We start from the raw sequence: 22260 nt of genomic DNA, 5'->3' as shown, positions 1-22260 counted from the left end.
CATTGAGGAGTCAAGTATCTGAGTGGTTCGGGGCAGATTACCCCGCGAGGCGGTCAGACATGCCCGCGAAATCACGCCGGCGGCCTCACACGTCGAGATTCGCCACGCTCAGCGCGTTCTCCTGGATGAACTCGCGGCGGGGCTCCACCACGTCGCCCATCAGCTTGACGAAGAGGTCGTCGGCATCCGTCGTGTCCTTGACCTTCACCTGCAGCAGCGAGCGCACGTCGCGGTCCAGGGTCGTCTCCCAGAGCTGCTGAGCCGTCATCTCGCCGAGCCCCTTGTAGCGCTGGAGCTGCAGGCCCTTGCGGCCGAAGGCCATCACCGCCTCGAACAGGCCGACGGGCCCGTGCAGAACCGTCTCGTCACCCTTGCGGGCGAGCGTCACCGGCTCCCCGTAGATGTCGCGCAGCGCGTCCGCCCGGTCGGCGAGGCGGCGCGCCTCCTGCGAGGCGATGAGCGAGGCGTCGAGCGTCGAGACCTGACGCACGCCGCGCAGGGTCCGGCTCAGGATGTAGCCGCCCTCCGAAGCCTCGCCCTGCCAGCCCTGCTCGATCTCGTCGGCGATGGCGTCGAGGCGCTTGGCGGTCATGTCGGCCAGCACCTCCGCCTCCCCCGCGTGCTCGGCGGCCTCCGGCCGGAAGGCGCCCGCGATCACCGCCTGCTCCACGACGGCGCGGTCGTAGCGGGTGTGGAGGCCCTGCAGGACCGACCGGAAGGCGCGGGCCTCCTCGACCAGCGCCTTGAGCTGCGCGCCCTGGAACTCCGTGCCGGAGGCGAGCCGCAGGGTGGCACCCTCGACGCCCTGGTCGATGAGGTAGTCCTCCAGCGCCCGCTCGTCCTTCAGGTAGATCGCCTTGCGGCCGCGCTCGGCTTTGTAGAGGGGCGGCTGCGCGATGTAGAGGTGCCCGCGCTCGATCACCTCCGGCATCTGCCGGAAGAAGAAGGTCAGGAGCAGCGTGCGGATGTGCGAGCCGTCCACGTCCGCATCCGTCATGATGATGATGCGGTGATAGCGCAGCTTCTCCGGGTTGAAGCCCTCCCGGTCGGTGGAGGAGCGCCCGATGCCGGCGCCGAGCGCCGTGATCAGCGTGCCGATCTCGGCCGAGGAGAGCATGCGGTCCGCCCGCACCCGCTCCACGTTGAGGATCTTGCCCCGGAGCGGCAGCACCGCCTGGAAGGTGCGATCGCGGCCCTGCTTGGCCGAGCCGCCGGCCGAGTCGCCCTCCACCAGCAGCAATTCGCACTTCGTCGGGTCGCGCTCCTGGCAGTCGGCGAGCTTGCCCGGCAGCGAGGCGATATCGAGCGCACCCTTGCGGGTCACGGTCTCGCGGGCCTTGCGCGCCGCCTCCCGGGCCGAGGCCGCGAGCACCACCTTGCCGACGACGGATCTCGCCTGGGCCGGGTTCTCCTCGAGCCAGTTCGAGAGCCCCTCGTTCAGCACGTTCTCGACCGCGGGACGCACCTCGGAGGAGACGAGCTTGTCCTTCGTCTGCGAGGAGAATTTCGGGTCGGGAACCTGCACCGATATGACCGCCGTGAGCCCCTCGCGGCAATCCTCGCCGTTGAGGGAGACCTTCTCCTTCTTGGCGATGCCCGTCGACTCCGCGTAGCCCGTGATCTGGCGGGTGAGCGCCGCGCGGAAGCCCGCCATGTGGGTGCCGCCGTCGCGCTGCGGGATGTTGTTGGTGAAGGGCAGGACGGTCTCGTTGAACGAGTCGTTCCACCAGAACGCCACCTCGACGCGGATGCCGTCGCGCTCCGAGCTGACGGTGACCGGTCGCGTCATGCCCTCGATCGGCTTTCGGGAGCGGTCGAGATAGCGCACGAACGCCTCGATGCCGCCCTCGTAGCAGAGCTCCTCGCGCTTGTGCTCGGCGTGGCGGGCATCGGTGAGCACGATGCGCACGCCGGAATTGAGGAAGGCGAGCTCGCGCAGGCGCTTCTCCAGAGTCGGATAGTCGAACTCGACCATTGAGAAGGTCTCGGGGCTCGGCAGGAAGGTCACTTCCGTGCCGCGCCGTCCCTTGGCGTCGCCGACGACCTTGAGCGGGGCGACCGCATCGCCGTGCCGGAACTCCATCGAGTGCTCCTGGCCGTTGCGCCAGATGCGCAGGCGCAGGAGCGTCGAGAGGGCGTTCACCACCGAGACGCCGACGCCGTGAAGGCCGCCCGAGACCTTGTAGGAGTTCTGGTCGAACTTACCGCCCGCGTGCAGCTGGGTCATGATGACCTCGGCCGCCGAGACGCCCTCCTCCTTGTGGATGTCCACCGGGATGCCGCGGCCGTTGTCGGACACCGTGCAGGAGCCGTCGGCGTTCAGCGTCACGGTGACGAGGTCGGCGTGGCCCGCGAGCGCCTCGTCGATGGCGTTGTCCACCACCTCGTAGACCATGTGGTGGAGGCCCGAGCCGTCGTCGGTGTCGCCGATATACATGCCCGGCCGCTTGCGCACGGCATCGAGCCCCTTGAGCACCCGGATCGATTCCGCGCCGTAGGTCTCGGCGTTCTCAGTCTGCGGATTGTCGGCCATGAAGTTCCTCGGGCAGGCGGGCTCTCGAGCGCGTGTCCGGCCCCGTTCCGGGACCTGGCGCCTGCGATTCGGTTGACCCACCTGATATAGGGGCTCTGCCTTGAAATTGCATCGGTTTCGGGAGCGGGCGGCCGAGCTTGGCCGCTCGATTATTCGAAGACTTGTTAAGGAAATGTCAGCGATGCTGACGAGCCGGCCGCCGACGCGCGCGGCCATGGGGCGGTCTTAAGGACTTTCGTCCAGGATCAGGGAAGATCCTTGGACGACGTGATGCGCGCGCCAGCCCCCAGTCTCGATCTTGACGAGGTCGAACACGAAATCCGCCACGGATTCCGTCCGCTGCGGTTCAGCCCACGGATCGAGCGGCAGTACGAGGCCGACACGGGCGAGGGCCGCTGCCGGCACATGATCCGGCAGAACTACGTCGGCCTTCTCGTCTACCACGGCTTCCTTCTCACCGACTACCGCGTGATCGGGGACGTGTTTCTCCTCGACCTCATCCTCCATTTCTGCGTCATGACGCCGGCCACGGTCGCCACCAATCTCCTGCTGGCCCGCTGCCCGCCGCGCTGGCTGAGGGCCGGTGCGCAGACGCTCGCGATGATCGTCCTAGCCCTGACCATCGTCGTCGTGACGTGCGCGAGCCGGATGCCCGACCGGGACGTCCTCATCTTCACCATCATCCTGGTGGTGCTGTTCATGATCGTGATGCAGGGGGTCGAGTTCGTCTACGCGACGGCCGGTTGCGCGGCGATCTTCATCCTGTTCGCGTTCGGCATGAACACGTTCGATGCGCACTCTGCCGACCGGATCCTGATGGCGGACTCGATCATGGCCGGCGTGATGATCTTCTCGCTGTTCGGTGCCTACGCGCTCGAGCAAAGGACGCGCGCGGGCTATCTCCTGACCCTGCGCGACCGCCTCCGCAACGAAGCTCTTGAGATCACGAGCCTGCGCGACGCGCTCACCGGCATCTGCAATCGGCGCGCGCTCGATGCGGCCCTGCTGCGGCTGCTCGCCCGGCGCGCATTTGACCCGTCGCCGACGTCGTCGGTCCTGCTTCTCGACATCGACCACTTCAAGGCGTTCAACGACACCAACGGCCATCAGGCCGGGGACCGGTGCCTGAAGCGCGTGGCCGCGATCCTGACCGAGAGCGTCCGCTCGGACGAGGGAAAGGTCTACCGCTTCGGCGGCGAGGAGTTCCTGATCCTGCTCGACGATCATCCCGAGGCCGAGGCGGCCGCCGTGGCGGAGCGGGTTCGCGCGCGGGTGGCGGGGGAGCGGATCCCGCGGGATCCCGCAGGATCCGCCTTCGTGACGATCAGCGTCGGCATCGCCTCGGGCCGCCTGGGCGGCGAGACGACGGCGGAGGCGCTGATCGCGGCGGCGGACGCCGCGCTCTACGCGGCCAAGCGCGGGGGGCGCGACCGGATCTGGCCGCCGCTCACCGTGGATCGGGCCGAGCGGGACCCCGACGGACTGCGCGCGGCGCGTGCCTGAGGCGTCTCATTCCTGCAGGAACGGGTTCGTCAGGCGCTCCTCGCCGAGCGTGCCCGTCGGCCCGTGGCCGGGGATGAAGGCCACGTCGTCGCCGAGCGGCAGGACCTTCTCCTTGATCGCCCGGATCAGCTCGCCGTGGTTGCCGCCCGGCAGGTCTGTGCGGCCCACCGAGCCCTTGAACACCACGTCGCCGACGAGAGCGAAGCGCGCGTCCCGGCTCACGAAGACGACGCTGCCCGGGGAGTGGCCGGGAGCGTGCAGGATATCGAAGGCGAGCGGGCCGACGCCGACGGCGTCGCCCTCGACGAGCCAGCGGTCGGGGGTGACGGCGCGCGCGCCCTGGATGCCGTAGCCTGCACCGGTCTCGGGCAGGGAATCGAGCAGGAAGCGGTCGGCCTCGTGCGGCCCCTCGATCGGCACGCCGCCGAGACGCTCGCGCAGCTCCGCCGCGCCGCCCGCGTGGTCGATGTGGCCGTGGGTGAGCAGGATCTTCTCGATCGTCAGGCCCTGCTCGCGGATCGCCGCCTCGATCCGGTCGAGGTCGCCCCCCGGATCGACGACAGCGCCGACCTTGCTGGCCTCGTCCCAGATCAGGGTGCAGTTCTGCTGGAAGGGCGTGACCGGGATGATTCCGGCGCGGGGGGTGCCTGGCATCGGGACTCGTTTCGGATCGGAGCGCCCTCTCGGGCGGGACGGTGCCGTCCTTCTAGCGCGCCTCCGCGCTCCGCGCGACCCGCGCTCAGGCCGGGCTGCGCTTGAGAAGGGCGTCGAGCCCGCCGACCCGGTACCAGTGATAGCCGTAGCCCTCCAGGCAGAGCAGGTGGCGTCCGTCCGCCGCCTCGCTGCGGGCGCCGGTGAGGAGATCGATCAGGAGGTTGCCCTCGGGCGGCTCGATGCCGGTGCGCAGGCTGATCTCGATGGGGCGCGCCGCGAGGTTGTGCAGGCAGAGAACGGCGTTGTTGCGCCAGTCGTAGCGCAGGGCCAGCACCGCGTCCTCGCCCGTCTCGAGCGCCGTCACCGCGCCCCAGCCGATCTCCGGCGCCTCCTTGCGCAGGCGGATCATGCTCTGCATCCAGGCGAGCAGCGAGTCCTTGTCGTGGCGCTGCTCGGCGACGTTGACGTGCTCGTAGCCGTAGGGCCCCTTGCCGATCACCGGCATGGTCGGCCGGTCCGATTTCGTGAAGCCGCCGTTCTTCTCCGCCGTCCACTGCATCGGCGTGCGGGCGCAGTCGCGCTCTTTCAGCGAGAGGTCGTCGCCCATGCCGATCTCGTCGCCGTATCGCAGCACCGGCGTCCCCGGCAGGGTGAGCATCAGGGAGTAGGCGAGCCGGATCTTGCGCGGGTCGCCCTGCAGCATCGGCGCGAGGCGGCGGCGGATGCCGCGCTCGTAGAGCTGCATGTCCTTGTCCGGCCCGAAGGCCGCGAACACGGTCTGCCGCTGCTTCTCGGTCAGCCGACCGAGGTCGAGCTCGTCGTGGTTGCGCAGGAAGGTGGCCCACTGGGCGGAGGCCGGGCGCTTCCATGTCTTGTCGATGGCCTTGATCAGGGGCCGCGTGTCGCCGGCGGCGAGCGCGTAGAAGGTCGCCTGATTGACCTGGAAGTTGAACATCATGTGCATGCGGTCGGCGTCGGCGCCGAAATAGTCCAGATCCTGCTTCGGCAGGATGTTGGCCTCCGCCAGGATGATCGCGTCACCCTTGCGCCACTGCAGGAATTCGCGAAAGTCGCGCAGCATGTCGAACTGCTCGTCCGGCTCGCCCGTCACGTCGGGCCCCTTCTTCGCGATCACGAAGGGCGCCGCGTCCATCCGGAAGCCCGAGACGCCGAGCTCGATCCAGAAGCCCATGATCTTCAGGATCTCGGCCCGCACCTCCGGATTGGCGGTGTTGAGGTCGGGCTGGAAGTCGAAGAAGCGGTGGAAGTAGTAGGCCTTGGCCCGCGCGTCGTAGGTCCAGGTCGTCTTCTGCACGCCGGGGAAGACCATGCCCTCGTCGGCGTTGGCCGGCCGCTCCGCCGACCAGACGTACCAGTCCCGGTAGGGCGAGTCCGGGTCGGAGCGGGCCGACTGGAACCAGCGGTGCCGGTCCGAGGTGTGGTTGACCACAAGGTCGATGATGACGCGCAGGCCGCGCTGCTTGGCCGCGTGGGCGAAGGCCACGAAATCGCCGAGCGAGCCATAGTCGGGATCGACCCCGTAATAGTCGGAGATATCGTAGCCACCGTCGCGCTTGGGCGAGGGTTGGAACGGCATCAGCCAGATCGCGGTGATCCCGAGCCCCTGCAGGTAGTCGAGCCGCCGCTCCAGCCCCGCGAAATCCCCGATCCCGTCGCCGTCCGCGTCCATGAAGGTGCGCACCGACAGGCAGTAGATGACGGCGTTCTTGTACCAGAGATCGGTGATCATGCGGGCCCCCGGCACGCGCCGATCGAGCCCCCTCGGAGCGACGTGCGAGGGCCTAACGCTTAAGGTTGTAAAATGGTCGCGCCGCTACCGCCGTCAGATGGGCGGAGAGGGATTGTTCACCCTGGCCGGCGTTTTTCCGGCCTCCGGCCTCATGGAGGCCGCCAGCGTGCGTCTCGACCAGCCGGATTGAGGCGACGTCAATCCTCGCGGAAGCATAGAGGAACGGGGGCAGGCGCCTGATCTGCCCAGGACTGACGAAGGCGGACCATGAGACGGATGATGTTCGGCGCGCTGCTCTGCGCGGTGCTCGCCCTGCCGGCCGAGGCGAGGAACTTCGCGGTGCCGCCGAAGAATCCGACCATCACCGTCGTCGTCCCGGACAACTGGAAGGTCCGCGAGATCGATTTCGGCTTCTCGGCGCGGTCGCCCGGCGAGGACGTGGTCTTCTACGTCGAGTACGCCTCAAAGAAGAAGCTCGACGCGATGCTGGAAACGAACCGCGCCTGGATGCGCGAGAACGAGATCGATGACAGCGTGAAGCCGATCGAGAAGGAGATGGATTTCAACGGCCTCTCGGGGACGGTGCTGCGCTACGATACAAGGGACGCGAACGGGAAGACCCTCGTCGATTTCGTGCTCCTCAGCGGCGGCGAGAACCAGGTGATCATGCTCACCCTCTGGGGATCCGAGGAGGAGCGCGCGGCCCACAAGGCCGAGATCTCCGCTATCATGAACAGCGTCCGGCCGATCCGTTGAGCGAGGAGACCGGGACCATGCGCACCCTTGCCGCGGTCTGCCTGATCGCCCTCCTCTGCGCCGGCCCTGCCACGGCGGAGGATTTCTGGTCCGGCTCGAAGTCGAGCCTCAAGGCCGCCGCGGCGGCCGGCACCCAGGCGCTCGGCGAGTACGAGGCGGCCGAGCGCGCGGCCTCGGAGGCTTGGGAGCGCCTGCCCTTCGCGGCGCGCCGGGCGATGTTCGTGAGCCGCAAGGCGGCCCTCTACGGCGACTACGAGCGGCGCCCCTCGAACGTGTTCGCGCCGGGCGAGCCGCTGATGAGCTACGTCGAGCCGGTCGGGTTCGGCTACCGCAAGGCGGGGGACACCTACACGTTCGAGGGCACGATCGACTTCGCGATCAAGAAGCGGTCCGGCGAGGTGCTCGGCGAGCAGAAGGCCTTCCAGTCCTACAGCCTCTCGACCCATGCGCGGGCGCGCGAGTTCTTCCTCAACCTCACGCTCAGCCTGAGCGGCGCCCCACCCGGCGACTACGTGCTGGTCTTCACGCTCAACGACACGGTCCGCCGGGCGAGCGCCGAGGTCGAGCAGCCCTTCACGATCCAGGGGGAGGCGGCGCAGACACCTTAAAACAGCCGCGTTGTGGTCCCCATCTAGGGCGGGACGGCCGCGCTTGATCCGCGGGGCGGTCTCACGCGTTCCTGTCAGACGGCCGGTGCCCGCCCCCCGATGAACATCATCCTGATCAAGCTGTTCGCGACGGCGCTGACGCTGAGCCAGGTCACGACCCGTCCCGATGCGGTCAGGACCCAGTTCGATCCGGCCAGGGACGGGGCGGAGGTCGTGCAGATCCTGCGCGACGGCTGCGCGCACATGCGAAAGGCTTTCGACATCGAGGACATCAACCTCGACGAGCTGATCTCGACCGCGATGGAGGATCCGAGCGCGGTGGCGGGCGCGGGCGCGCCGAAGCTCCTGCACGGGCTCGACATCGGCGAGTTGAACACGAGCTACCGCCAGTTCTGCAAGGGCGAGAGCCCGGCGAACTCGCCCTTCGACGCCGCCGAGGTGATCGCCTTCTACAACAAGGCCGCGGCCGACCTGCCCTCCGCCGAGGCGCTCAAGGACGCCAAGCTCCCCGGTGCCAGCGTCATCCTCGACGGGGCGGGCAAGCCGTACGCCGAGACCTTCGAGGCGAACGGGCGCCGCCTCACCGTGCCGATCGCCTCCGTGCCGCCGCTCGTGCGCAAGGCGTTCGTCGCGGCCGAGGACAAGCGCTTCGAGAGCCACCACGGCATCGACGAGCGCGGCGTCATCCGTGCCTTCATCGGCAACCTCGCCTCGCCGGGCCGCCCGCAGGGCGGCTCGACCATCACGCAGCAGGTCGTCAAGAACCTCTCGGTCGGCGACGACGTGACCTACGAGCGCAAGATCCGCGAGATGATCGTGGCGGCGCGCCTCGAGCGGATCCTCGGCAAGCCCGAGATCCTCGGCCTCTACCTCAACGGCATCTACCTGGGGCGCGGCGCCTACGGCATCGAGATGGCCGCGCGCAGCTATTTCGGGAAGTCGGTCGGCGATCTCACCCTGCCCGAGGCGGCGCTCCTCGCCGGCATGCCGAAGGGCCCGAACTACTACAGCCCCGACAAGTACCCCGATCGCGCCCGCGAGCGGCGCGCCTACGTGCTCTCGCGCCTCAAGGAGGAGGGCGCCATCACCGAGGAGCAGATGGCGCAGGCGGTGAAGGCCGATCTCGGCCTCAAGCCCGTCGAGACGGCGCGGCGCGATTCCGGCTTCTACGTGGTCGATCACCTCGCCCGCGAGGCGCGCACCTTCGGCGGGACCGAGTCCCTGACGTCCGCATCCTACACGGTGCGCTCGACGGTCAATGCCGGGCTGCAGCGCGCCGTCGAGACCGTGCTGCAGGACGGCCTCGCCAACTACGAGCGCGCCACCGGCCGCCAGAGCTTCACGGGGCCCGAACTCAACCTCGCCGAGGCCGTGCGCAAGATCGAGTCCGCGGCGCCCACCGCGGCGCCGGCCGTGGCGGAGGTCGGAGCGCAGCCCCCGCCGAAGCCCGCCACGGAGGCCGCCGGCCGCAAGGCCGTGAAGGCCGCCCAAGCGAGGCAGTCCGCCGCGAAGCCCGCCGGGCCGAAGCCCGCCTGGCAGCGGGCTCTGGAGAGCGCGCGGGCGCCCCTCTACGACGTGCACTGGCCGCTCGCGGTGGTGCTGGAGACCGGCCGCGGCGCCGTGAGGGTCGGGCTCGCCGACGGGCGCGTCGCGAGCCTCGATCCCGGCATCGCCCGGGGCAAGCTGCAGCTCTACGACGCGGTGCGGGTGAAGCTGCGGGAGGGCAAGGGGAGCCTGCGCGCGGAGATCCGGGTGCGCCCCACCGTCCAGGGCGCGGCGCTCGTTCTGGAGAACCGCACCGGCCGCATCCTGGCCATGGTCGGCGGCTTCTCCTACCCGGTGAGCCAGCTCAACCGGGTGACCCAGGCGGTGCGCCAGCCCGGCTCGACCCTGAAGCCGCTGACCTACCTCGCGGCGCTGAACGCCGGCCTGCAGCCCAACACCCTCGTGATGGACTCGTCCGTGACGCTGCCGCCCATCGGCGGGATCGGCGATTCCTGGTCGCCGAAGAACTACGACGGCGGCGGCGCCGGGGCCACGACCCTGCGGCGGGGCCTCGAATTCTCGAAGAACCTCGTGACCGCCCGCCTGCTCCAGGGTGGCATCGCCGAGAAGGCGCCAGCGAGCCTGCAGCGGGTCTGCGACATCGCGCTGGAGGCCCAGATCTACGCCGAGTGCGAGCGCTACTACCCCTTCGTTCTCGGCGCCCAGCCGGTGCGCATGCTCGATCTCGCCGCCTTCTACGCGGCTGTGGCGAACGAGGGCGCCCGCCCGACGCCCTACGCGCTCGAAGGCATCGAGCGGGATGGCAAGCCGCTCTACCTTCACGCCGCCCGCGAGCCGGTGCGGATCGGCTCGGCCGACCGTGTCGCCTTCTACCAGCTCAAGACCATGTTGCAGGGCGTCACGAGTCACGGCACCGCCGCCGCCCTCGCCCGCAACGCCGCCTACGTCGCGGGCAAGACGGGCACCTCGGAGAACGAGAACGACGCGTGGTTCGCGGGCTTCACCAACGAGATCACGGTCGTGGTCTGGGTGGGCTACGACAACGCCGACGGCACCCGCCGCACGCTCGGCCGAGGCCAGACCGGCGGCCACGTCTCCGTGCCGATCGCCGGCGCCATCCTGCAGGCGGCCTGGGCGAACGGGGTGCCGCGCACTCCGCTGAGCCCCCCGTCGCAGGAGGCGCGGCGCAACCTGATCGACCTGCCGATCGAGCCGCGCAGCGGCGAGCGCATCGCGGGCGGCGGCTTCCTGGAGCATTTCCGCACGCAAGGCGACGGCCGCATGGCCGACACCCAGTACCGGCTCGTGCCGCGGGAGACCCTCTACGCCATGCGGCCGGACGCGGAGGACGGCGATGCCGGCCTCGGCGGCTCGGAGGACGGGGCGGACGTGCGCGGCGACTTCTTCGGCAACCGCGCCCCCGATACCGACTTCCTCGACCCCTACGGCCAGCGCCCGCAGCAGCCCGGCCGCAGCCGGCGCGCGCAGGGCGATCTCGACGGCTACCAGGACGGGTACCGAGCCTGGCCCGGCCAGACCAGCCGCTCGCCCTTCGGCGACGACGACTGGCCGCGGCCCCGCCGCCGGGACCCGGACTGGCTCTTTGGCGACGATCCGCGCTACTGAGCCCGCGCTTCCCGACATTCCGAACCCGAGGCCCGAAACGTGCGCACGCATCTGACGGCAGCCCTTTGCTACGCCCTCGCCCTACCGCATCTCGCCGGCGCGGGCGCCCCAGCCCTCGCTCAGGCAGGGCCGGCACCCGGGACGGGAACCGGCATGGCCGCGCCTGTGCCGAATGCCCCCGAGCGCATCCGAGAGGTGCCCTCGGTCACCGCCCTCGATCCCATCCAGATCAAGCCCGGCACGATCCTGTTCATGGACCGCCGGGAGAACCCGTCGGCGCCCGAGAACGGCCTGACGCCCTATCTCGACTGGGTGCGCACCCGGCCGGCCGAGGCCGCCGCTCTCGCGCCCTTTCCCGGCTACAAGGAGCCCGACTACACGGTGACGGTGAACGGGGTCGCGAAGCCCCGGCACGAGACCCTCAAGGTCTACGTGGCGGAGGGGCGCTTCGTGGTGCCCCGTCCGCCGGAGGCGATCGATCTCTCGGCCTACGCGAACCTCGCCTTCGTGCAGAAGATGGACGGGGCCATCAAGCACAAGCCCCTGGACCCCGCCGACGTGACCCCGACCAAGGACCCGGCCGCCGCCTTCGCGAAGCGGCCGGACCGCCCGTGGTGCGCGGACGCGGCCGCCTGCATCGAGTCCCGCTACGACCTTGAGGGCAAGCTGCCGCTCGGCGTGAAGCTCGCCAACAAGCTCGAGGAGGGCTCTTCGAAGAAGATCGCCGAGTTCGTCTCCTTCCAGAGCGAGTTGCGCACCCTGCCCCCGGCCGAGGCCGCCGCCCTCGGCAAGCTCACCAAGGTCGACACGGCGGTGACGGGCGGGCTCGAGCAGACGATCTTCTGGGTCAACCAGATCCTTCGCTTCGGCAAGTTCCTCGCCGTATTCCAGCCGATGCCGGGTGACCCGATGAAGACGGTGGTGACGACCTACATGGCGCTGGCGATCAAGGCCGACGTGCTCGACCGCAAGGCCGAGTATGCCCGCGTGCCGGTGCTCAAGAACCTGCTGCCGGCGCAGGTGCTGATGGGCAATTCGAGCTTCAACACCGGCAACTCGATCAGCGCCGGGCTTCCCACCTATGCCCGCAACCGCATCGCGGCCTTCGCCGACGCACTGGCCAAGCGTTAGGGCTGGGCAAGCGGTGGGCAGGCCCTCTCCCGGCCTGCCTCGTTGCTCCGCCATCCCGGGCTCCGCTCACGCGGGCCCGGTATGTGCCTCGGGGACGGACGCGCGTCAGTAGCCCCGGTTCGCGATCGAGGGGATCGAGGGCTGCGTGTAGGCGCGGTTCACATCCCGGCGGGTCTGGGTGCCGTTGGTGTCGTTCGAGCGGCGGAAGTTGTCGGTGCTGAACGTCTCGGCGAAGCCACTGCGGCTGTCCGGCCCCTCGACGCTGCTGCAGGCCGCGAGACCGGCTGCCAGGGCCGCGATGAGGGCGAGGGGCTTGAGGCGCATGTCGTGTTCCAGATCTCGTCGCTGAGCGTCGTCGCTCGGGGGCCGCGCCGTGGTGGTGCCGCCTGGGCGGCCCCGTCAAGCGCATGGTTCATGGGCGGTGGATCGTTGCCGGCAGGGTGATGCCGGGCGGCCACGAAAAACACACCAATCCGCGTCGAATCGGCCACGCAACCGCGGCAATCGTGTGGAGGATCGGGTGCGGACCCTGGCGAATCCTGCCGCTTTTGACGAAGACTGGCGCCGATGAGCAACGTTCTGCCCTTTCGTCAGCGCCAGCCCGCCGCACAACTTGCGCGTTGCGAGGTCGTGGCCGTGGCCGGCGATCTCCTCGATCTCCTGGAGCAGCTGGAGGCCCTGAGCGCCCGGGCCGCCGCGATGGGACGGCCGCCGCTGGAGGTGGAGCGGACGGTTCAGAACCTCCTCGACGCGGTCAGCGCCGTCGAGCGCGCCCTCGACTGCATCGGCGAGGGCGACGAGGCCGCTCCGGGATGAGGCGTCCGTACGTCAGAACCTGAAATTGCATCGGAACTGTCACGTTAACCCTCCGTTGAAGGTGGGACGTCCCGCCGCAGGCGCGGGAGAGCCTGCCGGAGGGGACCGATGCCGACGATCCAGACCCGCCTCGCCCGTCATCCGCTGAGCCATGGTGCCGTGGTCGCCCTCGCCGCGGCGGGGGTGGTGCTCGGCAGCGCGGCGGTGCACGCGCAGGAGGAGGGGCTCGGCGGGCTGTTCCGCCAACTCTTCTCTCCGGCGCAGCCCGCGCCGCAGGCGGCGCCTCCGCCCGCCGACGTGCAGATGCCCGCGCCCGAGCGCTACTACGGGCGGCGTCAGGCCCGCGCCGCGCGCCTGCGCCCGAAGGTCCGCTACGCGGCGCTGCCGAAGCCCGAGCCGCTCAAGGTCCGCATCACGGACCGGCAGCAGCCCCTAGACATGAAGGCCGGCGCGGCGGCGGCCCTGCTCAAGGACGAGACTCTGCGCCCCGGCGACATCGTGATCCTGAAGGACGGCGCCCGCGTCTTCACCGGGGCGCCCGACAAGCGCCACGCCATGCACGAGTTCGAGCCCGTCGACCGCTCGCGGCAGGTGGACAAGAAGACCCGCCGCCTGCTCGCGGCCATGATCGCCCCGGTCGGCGCCCTGCCCGCGGACGAGGCCCGCCGCCAGATGGCCCGCCTGAAGCGCGGGACGGCACCGAAGGAAGCCGCTCCCGTCCAGACGGAGGCCGCCGCGATGCGGGTGATCAATCCCTGGTCGACGAGCCCCTGAGGTCCGGGGCGTTCAGACCGCCCCTGCGCCGGAGACGCTCGCCCAGACCGTTCCGTAGTGGCAGGCCGTGCCGAAGAGCACGAAGGCGTGCCAGATCGCGTTCTGGAACGGCAGGCTCCGCCAGACGTGGAACACCACGCCGAAGGAGTAGAGCAGGCCGCCCACCGCGAGCAGCCAGAGAGCGGTCGGCTGCAGGACGGCGATGACCGACTCGTAGGCGAACAGGCCGCTCCAGCCGAGCATCAGGTAGAGGGCGATGGAGAGTCGGTCGAAGCGGCCGGGCAGGAGCAGCTTCACCGCGATGCCGATGCCGGCCACCACCCAGATGAAGGCCAGGAGCCCGTAGGCGGTCGGCCCGGTGCCGACGAGGGTGACGAGCGGCGTGTAGGTCCCCGCGATCATCAGGTAGATCAGGGCGTGGTCGGCCCGCCGCAGGAGCCATTTGCGCGGATGGACCGGGTGAAGGTTGTAGATCGCCGAGACGGCGAGCATCGAGACGAGGACGGTGGCGTAGACGATGATCGCGGCGCGCGCGCCCCAGCCCAGATGCGTCATCGTCGCCGTGACCACCAGAGCGATGGCGCCGGCGAGACCCAACACCACGCCGATACAGTGGATCACCCCGTCGGCCATGATCTCGCGACGGGTATAGTTCCAGCTCACGCCAAGCGGTCGTCCATCCTCTGCCAGGAACATTTCTGCCTCCAGCACCTCGCGAAGGCTAAGCTCTTTCTCGCAAAGTCGTTCCTTCAAAAAACTACTGATGTGGAGTTACTCCCAATTATTTGAGCGCAGATGGTGAAGATTTGTGCGTTGCGAGACGTTTCGCCGCCGGGCGAATGCCATGCGCACCTGTGGAGAGCCGCGCCGATGCGGTGCGCGGCCCCCGCTCCATGAGACCTCGACTCGCGAGCACTGGCGTCCGCGGCGGGTCGGGCGCCGGATCCGCGGGATCGTCAGACGCCGGGCCGGGCCATCGCCTCGTAGCCGAACGGGACGCTGGCCGGGCCGAGCTTCACGGAAGCAGGCACCGTGCCGCGGCTGAGGCGGGCGTGCACCGTGGCCATGATGAGGACCGCCATCGCCAGCACCTGATGCGCGAGCGCGGCCCAGAGGGGCACCGCGAGCAGCAGCGTCGTGATGCCGAGCGCCGCCTGGGCGAGCGTCAGGACCAGGATGCCGGCCGCGCGCCGCGCCGGCGCCCTCGCGCCGGTGAGGCGCGCGTCGAGGGCGTGCAGGAGCGCCACCGCGACGATGAGGTAGGCGGTCACCCGGTGGTTGAACTGGACCAGGGTGACGTTGTCGACGAAGTTCTCGATCCAGGGCTTCACGACGAACAGGCCCGAGACGTCCGGCACGAGGTCGCCGTTCATGGTGGGCCACGTGTTGTAGACGAGGCCCGCGTGCGAGCCGGCGACGAGGCCGCCGAGGAAGATCTGCAGAAGCACGAGGATCGGGAGCGCGGAGGCGGTGCGCCGCAGGCGTGCCGGCGCCGGCTGGATCGTCGCCTCGCGCAGGCCCGCAGCCAGCCAGACGAGGCCGGCCAGGATCAGGCTCGCGGTGGTGAGGTGCAGGGCGAGCTTGAGGGGCGCCACCGCGGTCATGCCCGGCTCGAGGCCGGAGGCGACCATGATCCATCCAATCGCGCCCTGGAGTCCGCCGAGAAGCCCGAGCCCGAGCAGGCCGAGACCGAGGCGCAGGCTCAGCCGCCCGCGCAGCCAGAACCAGACGAGGGGCAGGAAGAAGGCGAGGCCGATGAACCGCCCGAGGAACCGGTGTCCCCACTCCCAGGCGTAGAGCACCTTGAAGTCGGACAGGCCGAGGCCCTGGTTGAGGATCCGGTACTGCGGCGTGTCCTTGTACTTGTCGAACTCGGCCGCCCAGGCTTCCGCCGAGAGGGGCGGGACGGCGCCGGTCACCGGCCGCCACTCCGTGATCGAGAGCCCGGACCCGGTGAGGCGCGTCGCGCCGCCCACCGCCACCATCGCCACCACGAGGGCGGCGAGGAGGTAGAGCCAGGTGCGCACGGCCCGGTTCGCGGGGGGAGTCGCGGTCGCGGCGGAGATCATCGTGTGGCTCGCTCGGGGTTCGGCCGGGCGCCCGCGGGTCGGCCGGCGGGAGGGCGCTGTCGCGGCAGGCTCTTACGGCAGCGGACGCGGGCGGAGCAACGCCCGCCGGTGACGCACGCGGTGCAGCCCGCTGCGGCGCCGCACCGTGTTGCCATCCGGCGGGGCCCGCATTAGCCCTCGCCGGACCGCCCTCCCCGCGACGGGGCGATGAGAGGAGCCCGATGGCCCGCCGGACCCGCACCCTGATCGGGACGATCGTGATCCTGGCCTTCGTCATGATCTACGCGCCCCTCGCCATGGCGCTCGCCGACAGCCGCATCGCCGAGGCACCGGCCCTGGTGCAGACCGTGCTCTACTGCCTGCTCGGGATCGCGTGGATCTTCCCGCTGATGCCGGTGATCCGCTGGATGGAGCGGCCCGATCCCTGAGAGTTCGGCGGCGAGGTCCCGGGCGCCCGCGATTTCGCCGCACTCGCCGGCCAGAAGCGTGGCGCCAGCCCCCAGCGAACCCCGATTCTGGTCCGATCCCGCCTCATGCCCCCTCTCTTCCCGCGTCTCCTCGGCCTCGCCGGCTTCCTCTGCCTTCTCTCGGGCACGCCGCTCGCCGCGCAGGAGACGCCGCGCTCGATCGGCGAGTGCGAGCGGCTGAAGAACGACCTCGCCTACAACCAGTGCCTCTCCATGTTCGGGCCGGCGGCGAAGAACATCGCGGGCGGCGACGGCGGCGGCGCCTCGGCCCCGCCGGTCGCGGCCGCCGCGATCCCGATGGCCGAGGACGCCGCCCCCGAGGTCGGCCGCGGTCGGCGCGGGCGGGCGCGCTACGGGCGCCGCGGCCGGCAGGTCGCCGTCTTCACCGCGGGCGGCGGCGAAGAGACGCGCAGCTACCGGCGGCGCCGCCGCCGCTGATCCGGCATCAGGCCACGTCGAGCCGGCGCCCGCGGTTCCAGGCGAGGAAGGGCACGCCGGAGAGAAGCCCCTTCAGCGCCGCCTGCGACTGATGACAGCCGTTCACCGACACCCGCGGCAGGGCGTGCGGGTGGTCGGCATGCTCCGCGAAGAGGTGGCCGGGCCGGGTCGTCACCGCCGTCGCGAAACCGAGCTCCCGCGCGAGGGCGAATTCCCGCGGGCCTGCCGAGGTCCGGTCCCCGACCGGGTAGGAGAGGTGCCGCACCGTGCGATCGAGCATCGCCTCGATGCGGGCGCGGCCCTCCGCGATCTCCGCGCGCGCGGCCTCGCCGGCGTGCTTGGCGAGCATCGGGTGGGAGCGCGTGTGCGCCCCGATCGTCACGGCCGGGTCCCGCGCGAGGTCGCGCAGCCCGTCCCAGCCGAGGCAGAGCTCGGAGGCGAGGCCGCCGGCCCGGATGCCCGCCCGGCCGCAGAGCTCCGCGACGGTATCGAGAAGGTGCTCTTCAGGGCCGGCCCGCAGCGCCCGGTAGACTGCCTCGAAGGCCACCACCTTCTCGAGGTCCGTGCGGGCCTTGAGGTCGAGGGCGGATCCGTCCGCCCCCGTGGCCTGCACCCGGTCGAGGCGCCGCACCGCCCGCTCAAGCTCGATCCACCAGAGCCGGCCGCGCTGGTCGGCGAAGTCGCTGGTCACGAAGAGCGTCCAGGGCGCCCGGTGACGCCTGAGCACGGGCGCCGCGTGGGCCGCGTTGTCCCGGTATCCGTCGTCGAAGGTCAGCGCCGCGAAGGGCGCCTGCCCCGGCCGCGCGAGACGCTCCGGCACCGCTTCGAGAGGCACGATCGTGAAGCTCCGATCCCGCAGGGCCGTCAGGGTGCGGTCCAGGAAATCCGGCGTGATGCTGAGGAGGCGGTTCGGCGCGAACGTTCCGGGCGCATCCGGCGAGACGTGGTGGAAGGTGAGGATGAGGCCCAGTCCGCGGGCCGCGGGCTCCAGCCAGCGGTCGGCCGCGAGGCCCGAGACGACGCGGAAGCCCGCTTCGAACAGGCGGTGGCGGTTGCGGCTCGACAGCAAGACGGAACCCTCGGCGCGGCGGGCGGATCGAATTAGCCCTACCCCACCGACCGACAAGGTTTCGTTACCCACGCTCGCAGGTCTCCGGGGCGGCGACACGGCGCTTTAGGACGGGGCTTCCTAGGTTCGAGGGATCGGGCGCCGGAGCGGCGCACACAGGGAGGCTCGGCCGATGTCGGTTCTCGTCGGAGGCTGGTCCGGGACGGTCCCGGCCGCCGAGAGCGTGCCGGGAGGAGCGCACGGGAGCATGCGGGCGGAAATCTGGTCCGATCTCGGTTCCGTCGAGGCGCTCTGGCGGGGCCTCGAGAGCGGACCGGGCTGCCTCGCCACGCCCTACCAGCGCTTCGACTGGGTGGCGGCCTTCCTCCGCGGGGGTGCGGCACCCGGCGCATTGCGCGTCCTGGTCCTGCGCGACGCGGGCGGGCGCCCGCGCCTGCTGATGCCGCTCGCGGTGACGCGCGAGCGCGGCGTGCGTGTCGCCCGGGTCGTGGGCGCCACCCACGCGAACTACCATCTCCCCCTCTTCGCGAGCCGCGAGGCCGCGGCGGTCCCGACCGAGGATCTGCTCGACCTCCTGGTTCGCGCCGGATCGAGCGCGGGCATCGACCTCTACATCCTCGCCCACCAACCCCGCACTTGGGACGGCGCCGTGAACCCGCTGGCGGTGGGCGCACGCCGCGGGGCGAACGACGCCTACGGCCTGATGCTCGGGCCCGACCCGGAGGCGACGGTGCGCCGTGTCTTCAGCGCCGACGCGCGCAAGAAGCTGCGCGCGAAGGAGAAGCGCCTCGCGGAGGCCGTGGGCCCCCTCGACTACCGGTGCGCCGGCACGGCGGACGAGGCGGAGGCGTTTCTCGCCGCCTTCTATGCCCAGAAGGCCGTTCGCTTCGCGAGCCAGGGCATCGCCGATCCCTACGCCCAGATGCCGATCCGCCGCTTCCTTGCGGCCGCGTCCGATCCCGGCGCGAGCGCGCCCGCAATGGAGGTCCACGCGCTGGTGGCCCGCCGGAGCGGGCGCGTTCTGGCAGTCTTCGGCGGCGCGGTGGATGCCGGCCGCTTCAGCGGCATGATGACGGCGTTCGACGGTGATCCGGAGATCGCCCGCTGCAGTCCGGGTGATCTCCTGCTGCACCACCTCGTGCGCGACCAGACCGCGCGCGGGCGCCGGGCCTTCGACCTCGGGGTCGGGGAGGCGCGCTACAAGTCGAGCATCTGCGACGAGACGATCGAGCTCGCCGAACTGGTCCTGCCGGTGACCCTGCGCGGCCGCCTCTACGGGCTCGCCGCTGCCGCCGACACCGGTCTGCGGGCGCAGATCAAGCGCGACCCGCGCCTCTGGAGCTTCGCCCGGCGCCTGCGCCGCCTCGGCCGGAACTGAGCGCGGCCCGGGCTCGCCGCGCGATGGGACAACCGTCGCGACCGCTTCCGGCCGGCACCCGCGTCGCGCTCACGCCGCCGAGAGGCGAAGCGGCATCGGCTCGTCGCTCAGGTCGGCGGCCGGCTGGGCCACGCTGTCCTGCGCCACCAGCACCTGGCCCGCTCCCGCGTCCTCGGCGATGCCGTAGAGGGTGACGAGGTCGGGATCGTCGGCGGCCGCGTTCGAGGCGATGACGACGCTGTCCATCCGCCCGGCCACCGCTTCCAGAAGGGCACGGGTGGCGCTGCCGTGGCGCAGGCGCTGGGTGCAGATTACCCAGTCGTAGGCCTCGGACATCGCCTCGAGGGTGATCGCGAGCGCCTGCGGCTCCTCCAGCAGCACCTCGCTGTCGACGAAGCCGCGGGCGACGCGATGGAGACGGGAGCCGGGAACGGGCTGGATCACGTCGAGGAAGGCGGCGTCGCCCGCCACGAGATCGGTCAGGCCCGGATCGTCCGGATCGCTCGCCGGCCCGTCGAGATCGACGGCGAGCACCTGCGCCGGCACGGCGCGTTGCTCGGCAAGGGTGTCCGCGAGGGTCTCGGCGAGCCCCTTCGCGGAGGGGCGGCCAGTGCCGCGCTTGGCCGGCGCGGTCTCGAGGACGAGGACGGTACGCCCTCCCTCACCGCGGGGCCGCTCGCTCAGGCGCCCGACCAGGATGCCGAGATCGAACGGCGAGCCGGGTTCGGCTTGCGGCGGCTGCGGCGCGGCCGGCGTCCGGACCGGCGCCCGTTCGGAGGCGACCTCGGCGAGTTTCGGCCAGGAGGCGGGCGGCGTCGCCTCGGGGAAGCTGAAGCGGACCGGCTGGGGCTGCGGCGCGGCCTCGGCCGCCTCGAACGCCGGAGCGTCCGCGCGCGGGGCGCCGCCCGGATTGGCGAGGAGCCTGCGCGCGATCACGGCGCCCGCCGAGAGCAGGAAGGCCATCAGCGTCACGAGACCGATGATCGGCAGCTTCTTCGGGAAGGAGGGCAGCTCCGGAACCACTGCACGGGAGACGATGCGGGCGTCGGCGGGCGATGCGCTCTCCGCGTCGCGGGCTGCCGCCTCGCGGTAGCGCGAGAGATAGGACTCGAGTTGCTCGCGCTGCGCCTTGGCCTCGCGCTCCAGCGCCCGCAGCTGCACCTCGCTGGAATTGCCCTTCACGACGACGTCGCGCTGCCCGTCGACGGTCGCCTGAAGGCTCTCGACGCGGGCTCCCGCGATCTTGGCGTCGTTCTCCAGCGTGCGCCCGATGCGCTCGGCCGCCGCCTTGATCTGCGCGTCGAGGTCAGCCACCTGCGCGGTCAGCTCCTTGATGCGCGGGTGGGCGGGGAGCAGCGTGCGCGATTCCAGGGCGAGCTGGGCCCGCAGGGTGATGCGGCTCTCGACGACGCGGCGGATCAGGTCGTTGTTGGCGACGTCCGGGATCTCGAAGGCGCGCCCGTCCTTGATCATCTCCTTGATGAGCTTCACGCGGCCGTCGAGATCCGCCTTGAGGGTGCGGGCGTGCGAGAGCTGGCTCGACAGCTCGGCGAGCTGCTGGGCGCTGAGGGGCTGGCCGGCTGCTCCGCCCGCGGCGACGAGGCCGTTCCTGGCGCGGAACGCCTCGACCTTCGCCTCGGCCTCGGCCACGCGGCTGCGCAGGGCCTCGATGTTGCCTCCGAGCCAGGTCGAGGCGTAGCGCGCCGTGTCGACCTTCGCGGCCTCGAGCGAGGCGATGTAGAGCTCGGCGATGGTGTTGGCGCCCTGCGCCGCCAGGGCCGGATCCTTCGAGCGGAACTCGACGGACAGGATCCGCGACTTTCCGGCGGGGAAGACGAGCAGCCGGTCGAAATAGGCGTCGAGGACGCGATCCTCGGCGGGCCGCTCCAGCGGGTTCTGCGCGACGCCGACGAGCATCAGCGCGCGCTGCACAGGGCCGAGACCCTCGACGGTCGGGTCGAATTCCGGGTTGCCCACGAGCTTGAGGCGGCGGATGGCCTCGCGGGCGAGGTCGCGCGACATCACCACCTGCGCCTGGCTCGCCACCGCCTGCTCGTCGATGGGCTGCGGCTGCTCCGCCCGCTCCTGGGCGGTGCGGGCGAACCCCGCCTCGCGGCTCTCCAGGAGAAGCTTGGCCTCGCCGGTGTAGCGGGGCGGCACGATCTGCACGAAGGCGACCGCGCCCGCCGCCGCGACGAGCGTCGGCAGGGCGATCCAGTGCCAGGAGCGGCGCAGCACGCCACTGACCTGCGACAGGGCGAGCGCCTCCGCCGGGGCGCCGGCGCGCGCGTCGCGGTCGGCCTCGGGGTCGGCGCGGGGCGTTGATCGGTCGATACGCAAGGCGACGGTATCCGCTGCACGGGCTCAGGTCAGCGCACAGTAGAGACTGTTAAGATTGATCAGCGGTTAAGGCGCCGGCCGCGCATCCTGCGCCCTTCCGGGACGTCAGCCTTCCTTAACCATATCGACCTAAACCGTCGCCGTTGAGGACAATCACGGCGGCATGGGTGATGAACCGGCGCGCACTCCTTCTCGCACTCACCTCCAGCCTGGCGCTGGGCGGCTGCCTGCGCCCGGACTTCCGGACGGCGCAGCTCGACGCCACCGGCACGGGCTCGATCGGCGCCCGCTACACCCTCTCGGCGGGTGACCGCCTGCGCGTGATCGTGTTCGGCCAGGACAACCTCTCGAACATATACGCGGTCGACGGGGCCGGACGCATCGCGATGCCGCTGATCGGCACGGTCGCGATCGGAGGGCAGACCACGGCGGCGGCGGCCCGCACCATCGAGGGCAAGCTCGCGGCGGGTTTCGTGCGCGAGCCGCACGTGACGGTGGAGGTGGACGCCTACCGGCCGTTCTACATTCTCGGCGAGGTGACGACCTCGGGCCAGTACCCCTACGTCAACGGCATGACGGTCGAGACGGCCGTGGCGATCGCCGCCGGCTTCGGGCCGCGTGCCGCCCGCGACTACGCCGTGCTGACCCGCGAGGGGCCGGGCGGCCTCGTCTCCGGCATCGTGCCCATGACCTACCCGGTGCGGCCCGGCGACACGATCATGGTCAAGGAGCGCTTCTTCTGAGGCCGAGGACCACGAGCGGATCCGGCGTGCTCCCTCTCCCGTTCGGGAGAGGGTTGGGGTGAGGGATACGACCTCTCCGGATAACGCGCACCCCTCACC

General features: G+C 70.9%; 19 protein-coding genes. 11 read left to right on the top strand and 8 right to left on the bottom strand.

The genetic code is table 11. The annotated features are described in order from the left end of the window. Nucleotides 1–85: 85 nt before the first annotated feature. Entirely contained in the window at nt 86–2533 is a 2448-nt protein-coding gene (gene gyrB, locus MOX02_RS14435; RefSeq protein WP_147026492.1) for a DNA topoisomerase (ATP-hydrolyzing) subunit B, read from the bottom strand. Between the two features lie 267 nt (nt 2534–2800). On the opposite strand from gyrB, the gene MOX02_RS14430 reads away from it, so the two are divergent. Further along, nucleotides 2801–4036 carry a GGDEF domain-containing protein gene (locus tag MOX02_RS14430; protein WP_244948438.1) on the top strand — a complete coding sequence of 412 codons (1236 nt, stop codon included), beginning with the start codon at nt 2801–2803 and terminating at the stop codon, nt 4034–4036. Between the two features lie 6 nt (nt 4037–4042). On the opposite strand, the gene MOX02_RS14425 is transcribed toward MOX02_RS14430, so the two are convergent. Both MOX02_RS14425 and MOX02_RS14420 read right to left on the bottom strand, forming a co-directional pair. Further along, nucleotides 4043–4690 carry an MBL fold metallo-hydrolase gene (locus MOX02_RS14425; protein WP_147026490.1) on the bottom strand — a complete coding sequence of 216 codons (648 nt, stop codon included), beginning with the start codon at nt 4688–4690 and terminating at the stop codon, nt 4043–4045. Nucleotides 4691–4775: 85 nt separating this feature from the next. Beyond that, the gene (locus MOX02_RS14420) at nt 4776–6440 is read right to left on the bottom strand and encodes an alpha-amylase family protein (protein ID WP_147026489.1); all 1665 of its coding nucleotides are present in this window, start codon (nt 6438–6440) and stop codon (nt 4776–4778) included. Between the two features lie 267 nt (nt 6441–6707). On the opposite strand from MOX02_RS14420, the gene MOX02_RS14415 reads away from it, so the two are divergent. The 4 genes from MOX02_RS14415 to MOX02_RS14400 all read left to right on the top strand — a co-directional run bounded on the left by MOX02_RS14415 (nt 6708) and on the right by MOX02_RS14400 (nt 12067). Beyond that, complete coding sequence (locus MOX02_RS14415) at nt 6708–7196, top strand: hypothetical protein (RefSeq protein ID WP_147026488.1); 489 nt, start codon at nt 6708–6710, stop codon at nt 7194–7196. Between the two features lie 17 nt (nt 7197–7213). Further along, a complete protein-coding gene (locus MOX02_RS14410; protein ID WP_147026487.1) occupies nt 7214–7804 on the top strand; it encodes a hypothetical protein in 591 nt (196 codons plus the stop codon). A 99-nt stretch (nt 7805–7903) separates the two neighbouring features. Then, nucleotides 7904–10936: a penicillin-binding protein 1A gene (locus MOX02_RS14405; RefSeq protein ID WP_147026486.1), complete on the top strand. Its 3033-nt coding sequence runs from the start codon at nt 7904–7906 to the stop codon at nt 10934–10936. 39 nt (nt 10937–10975) lie between these two features. Beyond that, a complete protein-coding gene (locus MOX02_RS14400; protein WP_147026485.1) occupies nt 10976–12067 on the top strand; it encodes a hypothetical protein in 1092 nt (363 codons plus the stop codon). A gap of 105 nt (nt 12068–12172) precedes the next feature. Here the strand turns inward: MOX02_RS14400 and MOX02_RS14395 are convergent, their stop codons facing one another. Beyond that, complete coding sequence (locus MOX02_RS14395) at nt 12173–12391, bottom strand: hypothetical protein (protein ID WP_147026484.1); 219 nt, start codon at nt 12389–12391, stop codon at nt 12173–12175. Between the two features lie 243 nt (nt 12392–12634). Here MOX02_RS14395 and MOX02_RS14390 point away from each other — a divergent pair, with 243 nt between their 5' ends. Next, nucleotides 12635–12883, top strand: coding sequence for a hypothetical protein (locus tag MOX02_RS14390; protein ID WP_147026483.1), 249 nt, complete (start codon nt 12635–12637; stop codon nt 12881–12883). Nucleotides 12884–12991: 108 nt separating this feature from the next. Continuing rightward, entirely contained in the window at nt 12992–13657 is a 666-nt protein-coding gene (locus MOX02_RS14385; protein WP_238179517.1) for a hypothetical protein, read from the top strand. Nucleotides 13658–13669: 12 nt separating this feature from the next. Here the strand turns inward: MOX02_RS14385 and trhA are convergent, their stop codons facing one another. Next, nucleotides 13670–14353 (bottom strand): PAQR family membrane homeostasis protein TrhA, encoded by a 684-nt coding sequence (gene trhA, locus MOX02_RS14380; protein ID WP_147026482.1) that lies wholly within the window; start codon nt 14351–14353, stop codon nt 13670–13672. A gap of 260 nt (nt 14354–14613) precedes the next feature. Further along, the gene (locus tag MOX02_RS14375; protein ID WP_147026481.1) at nt 14614–15726 is read right to left on the bottom strand and encodes a COX15/CtaA family protein; all 1113 of its coding nucleotides are present in this window, start codon (nt 15724–15726) and stop codon (nt 14614–14616) included. Nucleotides 15727–15947: 221 nt separating this feature from the next. On the opposite strand from MOX02_RS14375, the gene MOX02_RS14370 reads away from it, so the two are divergent. Then, nucleotides 15948–16154: a DUF2842 domain-containing protein gene (locus tag MOX02_RS14370; protein ID WP_147026480.1), complete on the top strand. Its 207-nt coding sequence runs from the start codon at nt 15948–15950 to the stop codon at nt 16152–16154. Between the two features lie 105 nt (nt 16155–16259). Beyond that, on the top strand, nt 16260–16631 hold the full coding sequence (locus tag MOX02_RS14365; RefSeq protein ID WP_147026479.1) for a hypothetical protein: 372 nt from the start codon (nt 16260–16262) through the stop codon (nt 16629–16631). A gap of 7 nt (nt 16632–16638) precedes the next feature. Here the strand turns inward: MOX02_RS14365 and MOX02_RS14360 are convergent, their stop codons facing one another. After that, nucleotides 16639–17700, bottom strand: coding sequence for a polysaccharide deacetylase family protein (locus tag MOX02_RS14360; protein ID WP_147026478.1), 1062 nt, complete (start codon nt 17698–17700; stop codon nt 16639–16641). 247 nt (nt 17701–17947) lie between these two features. On the opposite strand from MOX02_RS14360, the gene MOX02_RS14355 reads away from it, so the two are divergent. Further along, complete coding sequence (locus MOX02_RS14355; RefSeq protein WP_238179519.1) at nt 17948–19078, top strand: GNAT family N-acetyltransferase; 1131 nt, start codon at nt 17948–17950, stop codon at nt 19076–19078. Between the two features lie 69 nt (nt 19079–19147). On the opposite strand, the gene MOX02_RS14350 is transcribed toward MOX02_RS14355, so the two are convergent. After that, complete coding sequence (locus MOX02_RS14350; RefSeq protein ID WP_373866744.1) at nt 19148–21418, bottom strand: GumC family protein; 2271 nt, start codon at nt 21416–21418, stop codon at nt 19148–19150. 170 nt (nt 21419–21588) lie between these two features. Here MOX02_RS14350 and MOX02_RS14345 point away from each other — a divergent pair, with 170 nt between their 5' ends. Next, complete coding sequence (locus MOX02_RS14345; RefSeq protein WP_147026476.1) at nt 21589–22161, top strand: polysaccharide biosynthesis/export family protein; 573 nt, start codon at nt 21589–21591, stop codon at nt 22159–22161. Nucleotides 22162–22260: the final 99 nt, after the last annotated feature.

Source organism: Methylobacterium oxalidis, assembly GCF_007992195.1.
Classification (GTDB): domain Bacteria; phylum Pseudomonadota; class Alphaproteobacteria; order Rhizobiales; family Beijerinckiaceae; genus Methylobacterium; species Methylobacterium oxalidis.
Note: the sequence above shows the minus strand (reverse complement) of the source record. Positions and strands in the feature narration are given on the sequence as shown.

Bases quoted from the DNA above. Each gene is read 5' to 3' on its own strand.
- MOX02_RS14345 (WP_147026476.1), top strand. From the start codon at position 21,589: ATGAACCGGCGCGCACTCCTTCTCGCACTCACCTCCAGCCTGGCGCTG.
- MOX02_RS14395 (WP_147026484.1), bottom strand. From the start codon at position 12,391: ATGCGCCTCAAGCCCCTCGCCCTCATCGCGGCCCTGGCAGCCGGTCTC.
- gyrB (WP_147026492.1), bottom strand. From the start codon at position 2,533: ATGGCCGACAATCCGCAGACTGAGAACGCCGAGACCTACGGCGCGGAA.
- MOX02_RS14355 (WP_238179519.1), top strand. From the start codon at position 17,948: ATGCGGGCGGAAATCTGGTCCGATCTCGGTTCCGTCGAGGCGCTCTGG.
- MOX02_RS14415 (WP_147026488.1), top strand. From the start codon at position 6,708: ATGAGACGGATGATGTTCGGCGCGCTGCTCTGCGCGGTGCTCGCCCTG.
- MOX02_RS14385 (WP_238179517.1), top strand. From the start codon at position 12,992: ATGCCGACGATCCAGACCCGCCTCGCCCGTCATCCGCTGAGCCATGGT.
- MOX02_RS14390 (WP_147026483.1), top strand. From the start codon at position 12,635: ATGAGCAACGTTCTGCCCTTTCGTCAGCGCCAGCCCGCCGCACAACTT.
- MOX02_RS14420 (WP_147026489.1), bottom strand. From the start codon at position 6,440: ATGATCACCGATCTCTGGTACAAGAACGCCGTCATCTACTGCCTGTCG.
- MOX02_RS14425 (WP_147026490.1), bottom strand. From the start codon at position 4,690: ATGCCAGGCACCCCCCGCGCCGGAATCATCCCGGTCACGCCCTTCCAG.
- MOX02_RS14365 (WP_147026479.1), top strand. From the start codon at position 16,260: ATGCCCCCTCTCTTCCCGCGTCTCCTCGGCCTCGCCGGCTTCCTCTGC.
- MOX02_RS14410 (WP_147026487.1), top strand. From the start codon at position 7,214: ATGCGCACCCTTGCCGCGGTCTGCCTGATCGCCCTCCTCTGCGCCGGC.
- MOX02_RS14405 (WP_147026486.1), top strand. From the start codon at position 7,904: ATGAACATCATCCTGATCAAGCTGTTCGCGACGGCGCTGACGCTGAGC.
- MOX02_RS14375 (WP_147026481.1), bottom strand. From the start codon at position 15,726: ATGATCTCCGCCGCGACCGCGACTCCCCCCGCGAACCGGGCCGTGCGC.
- MOX02_RS14370 (WP_147026480.1), top strand. From the start codon at position 15,948: ATGGCCCGCCGGACCCGCACCCTGATCGGGACGATCGTGATCCTGGCC.
- trhA (WP_147026482.1), bottom strand. From the start codon at position 14,353: ATGTTCCTGGCAGAGGATGGACGACCGCTTGGCGTGAGCTGGAACTAT.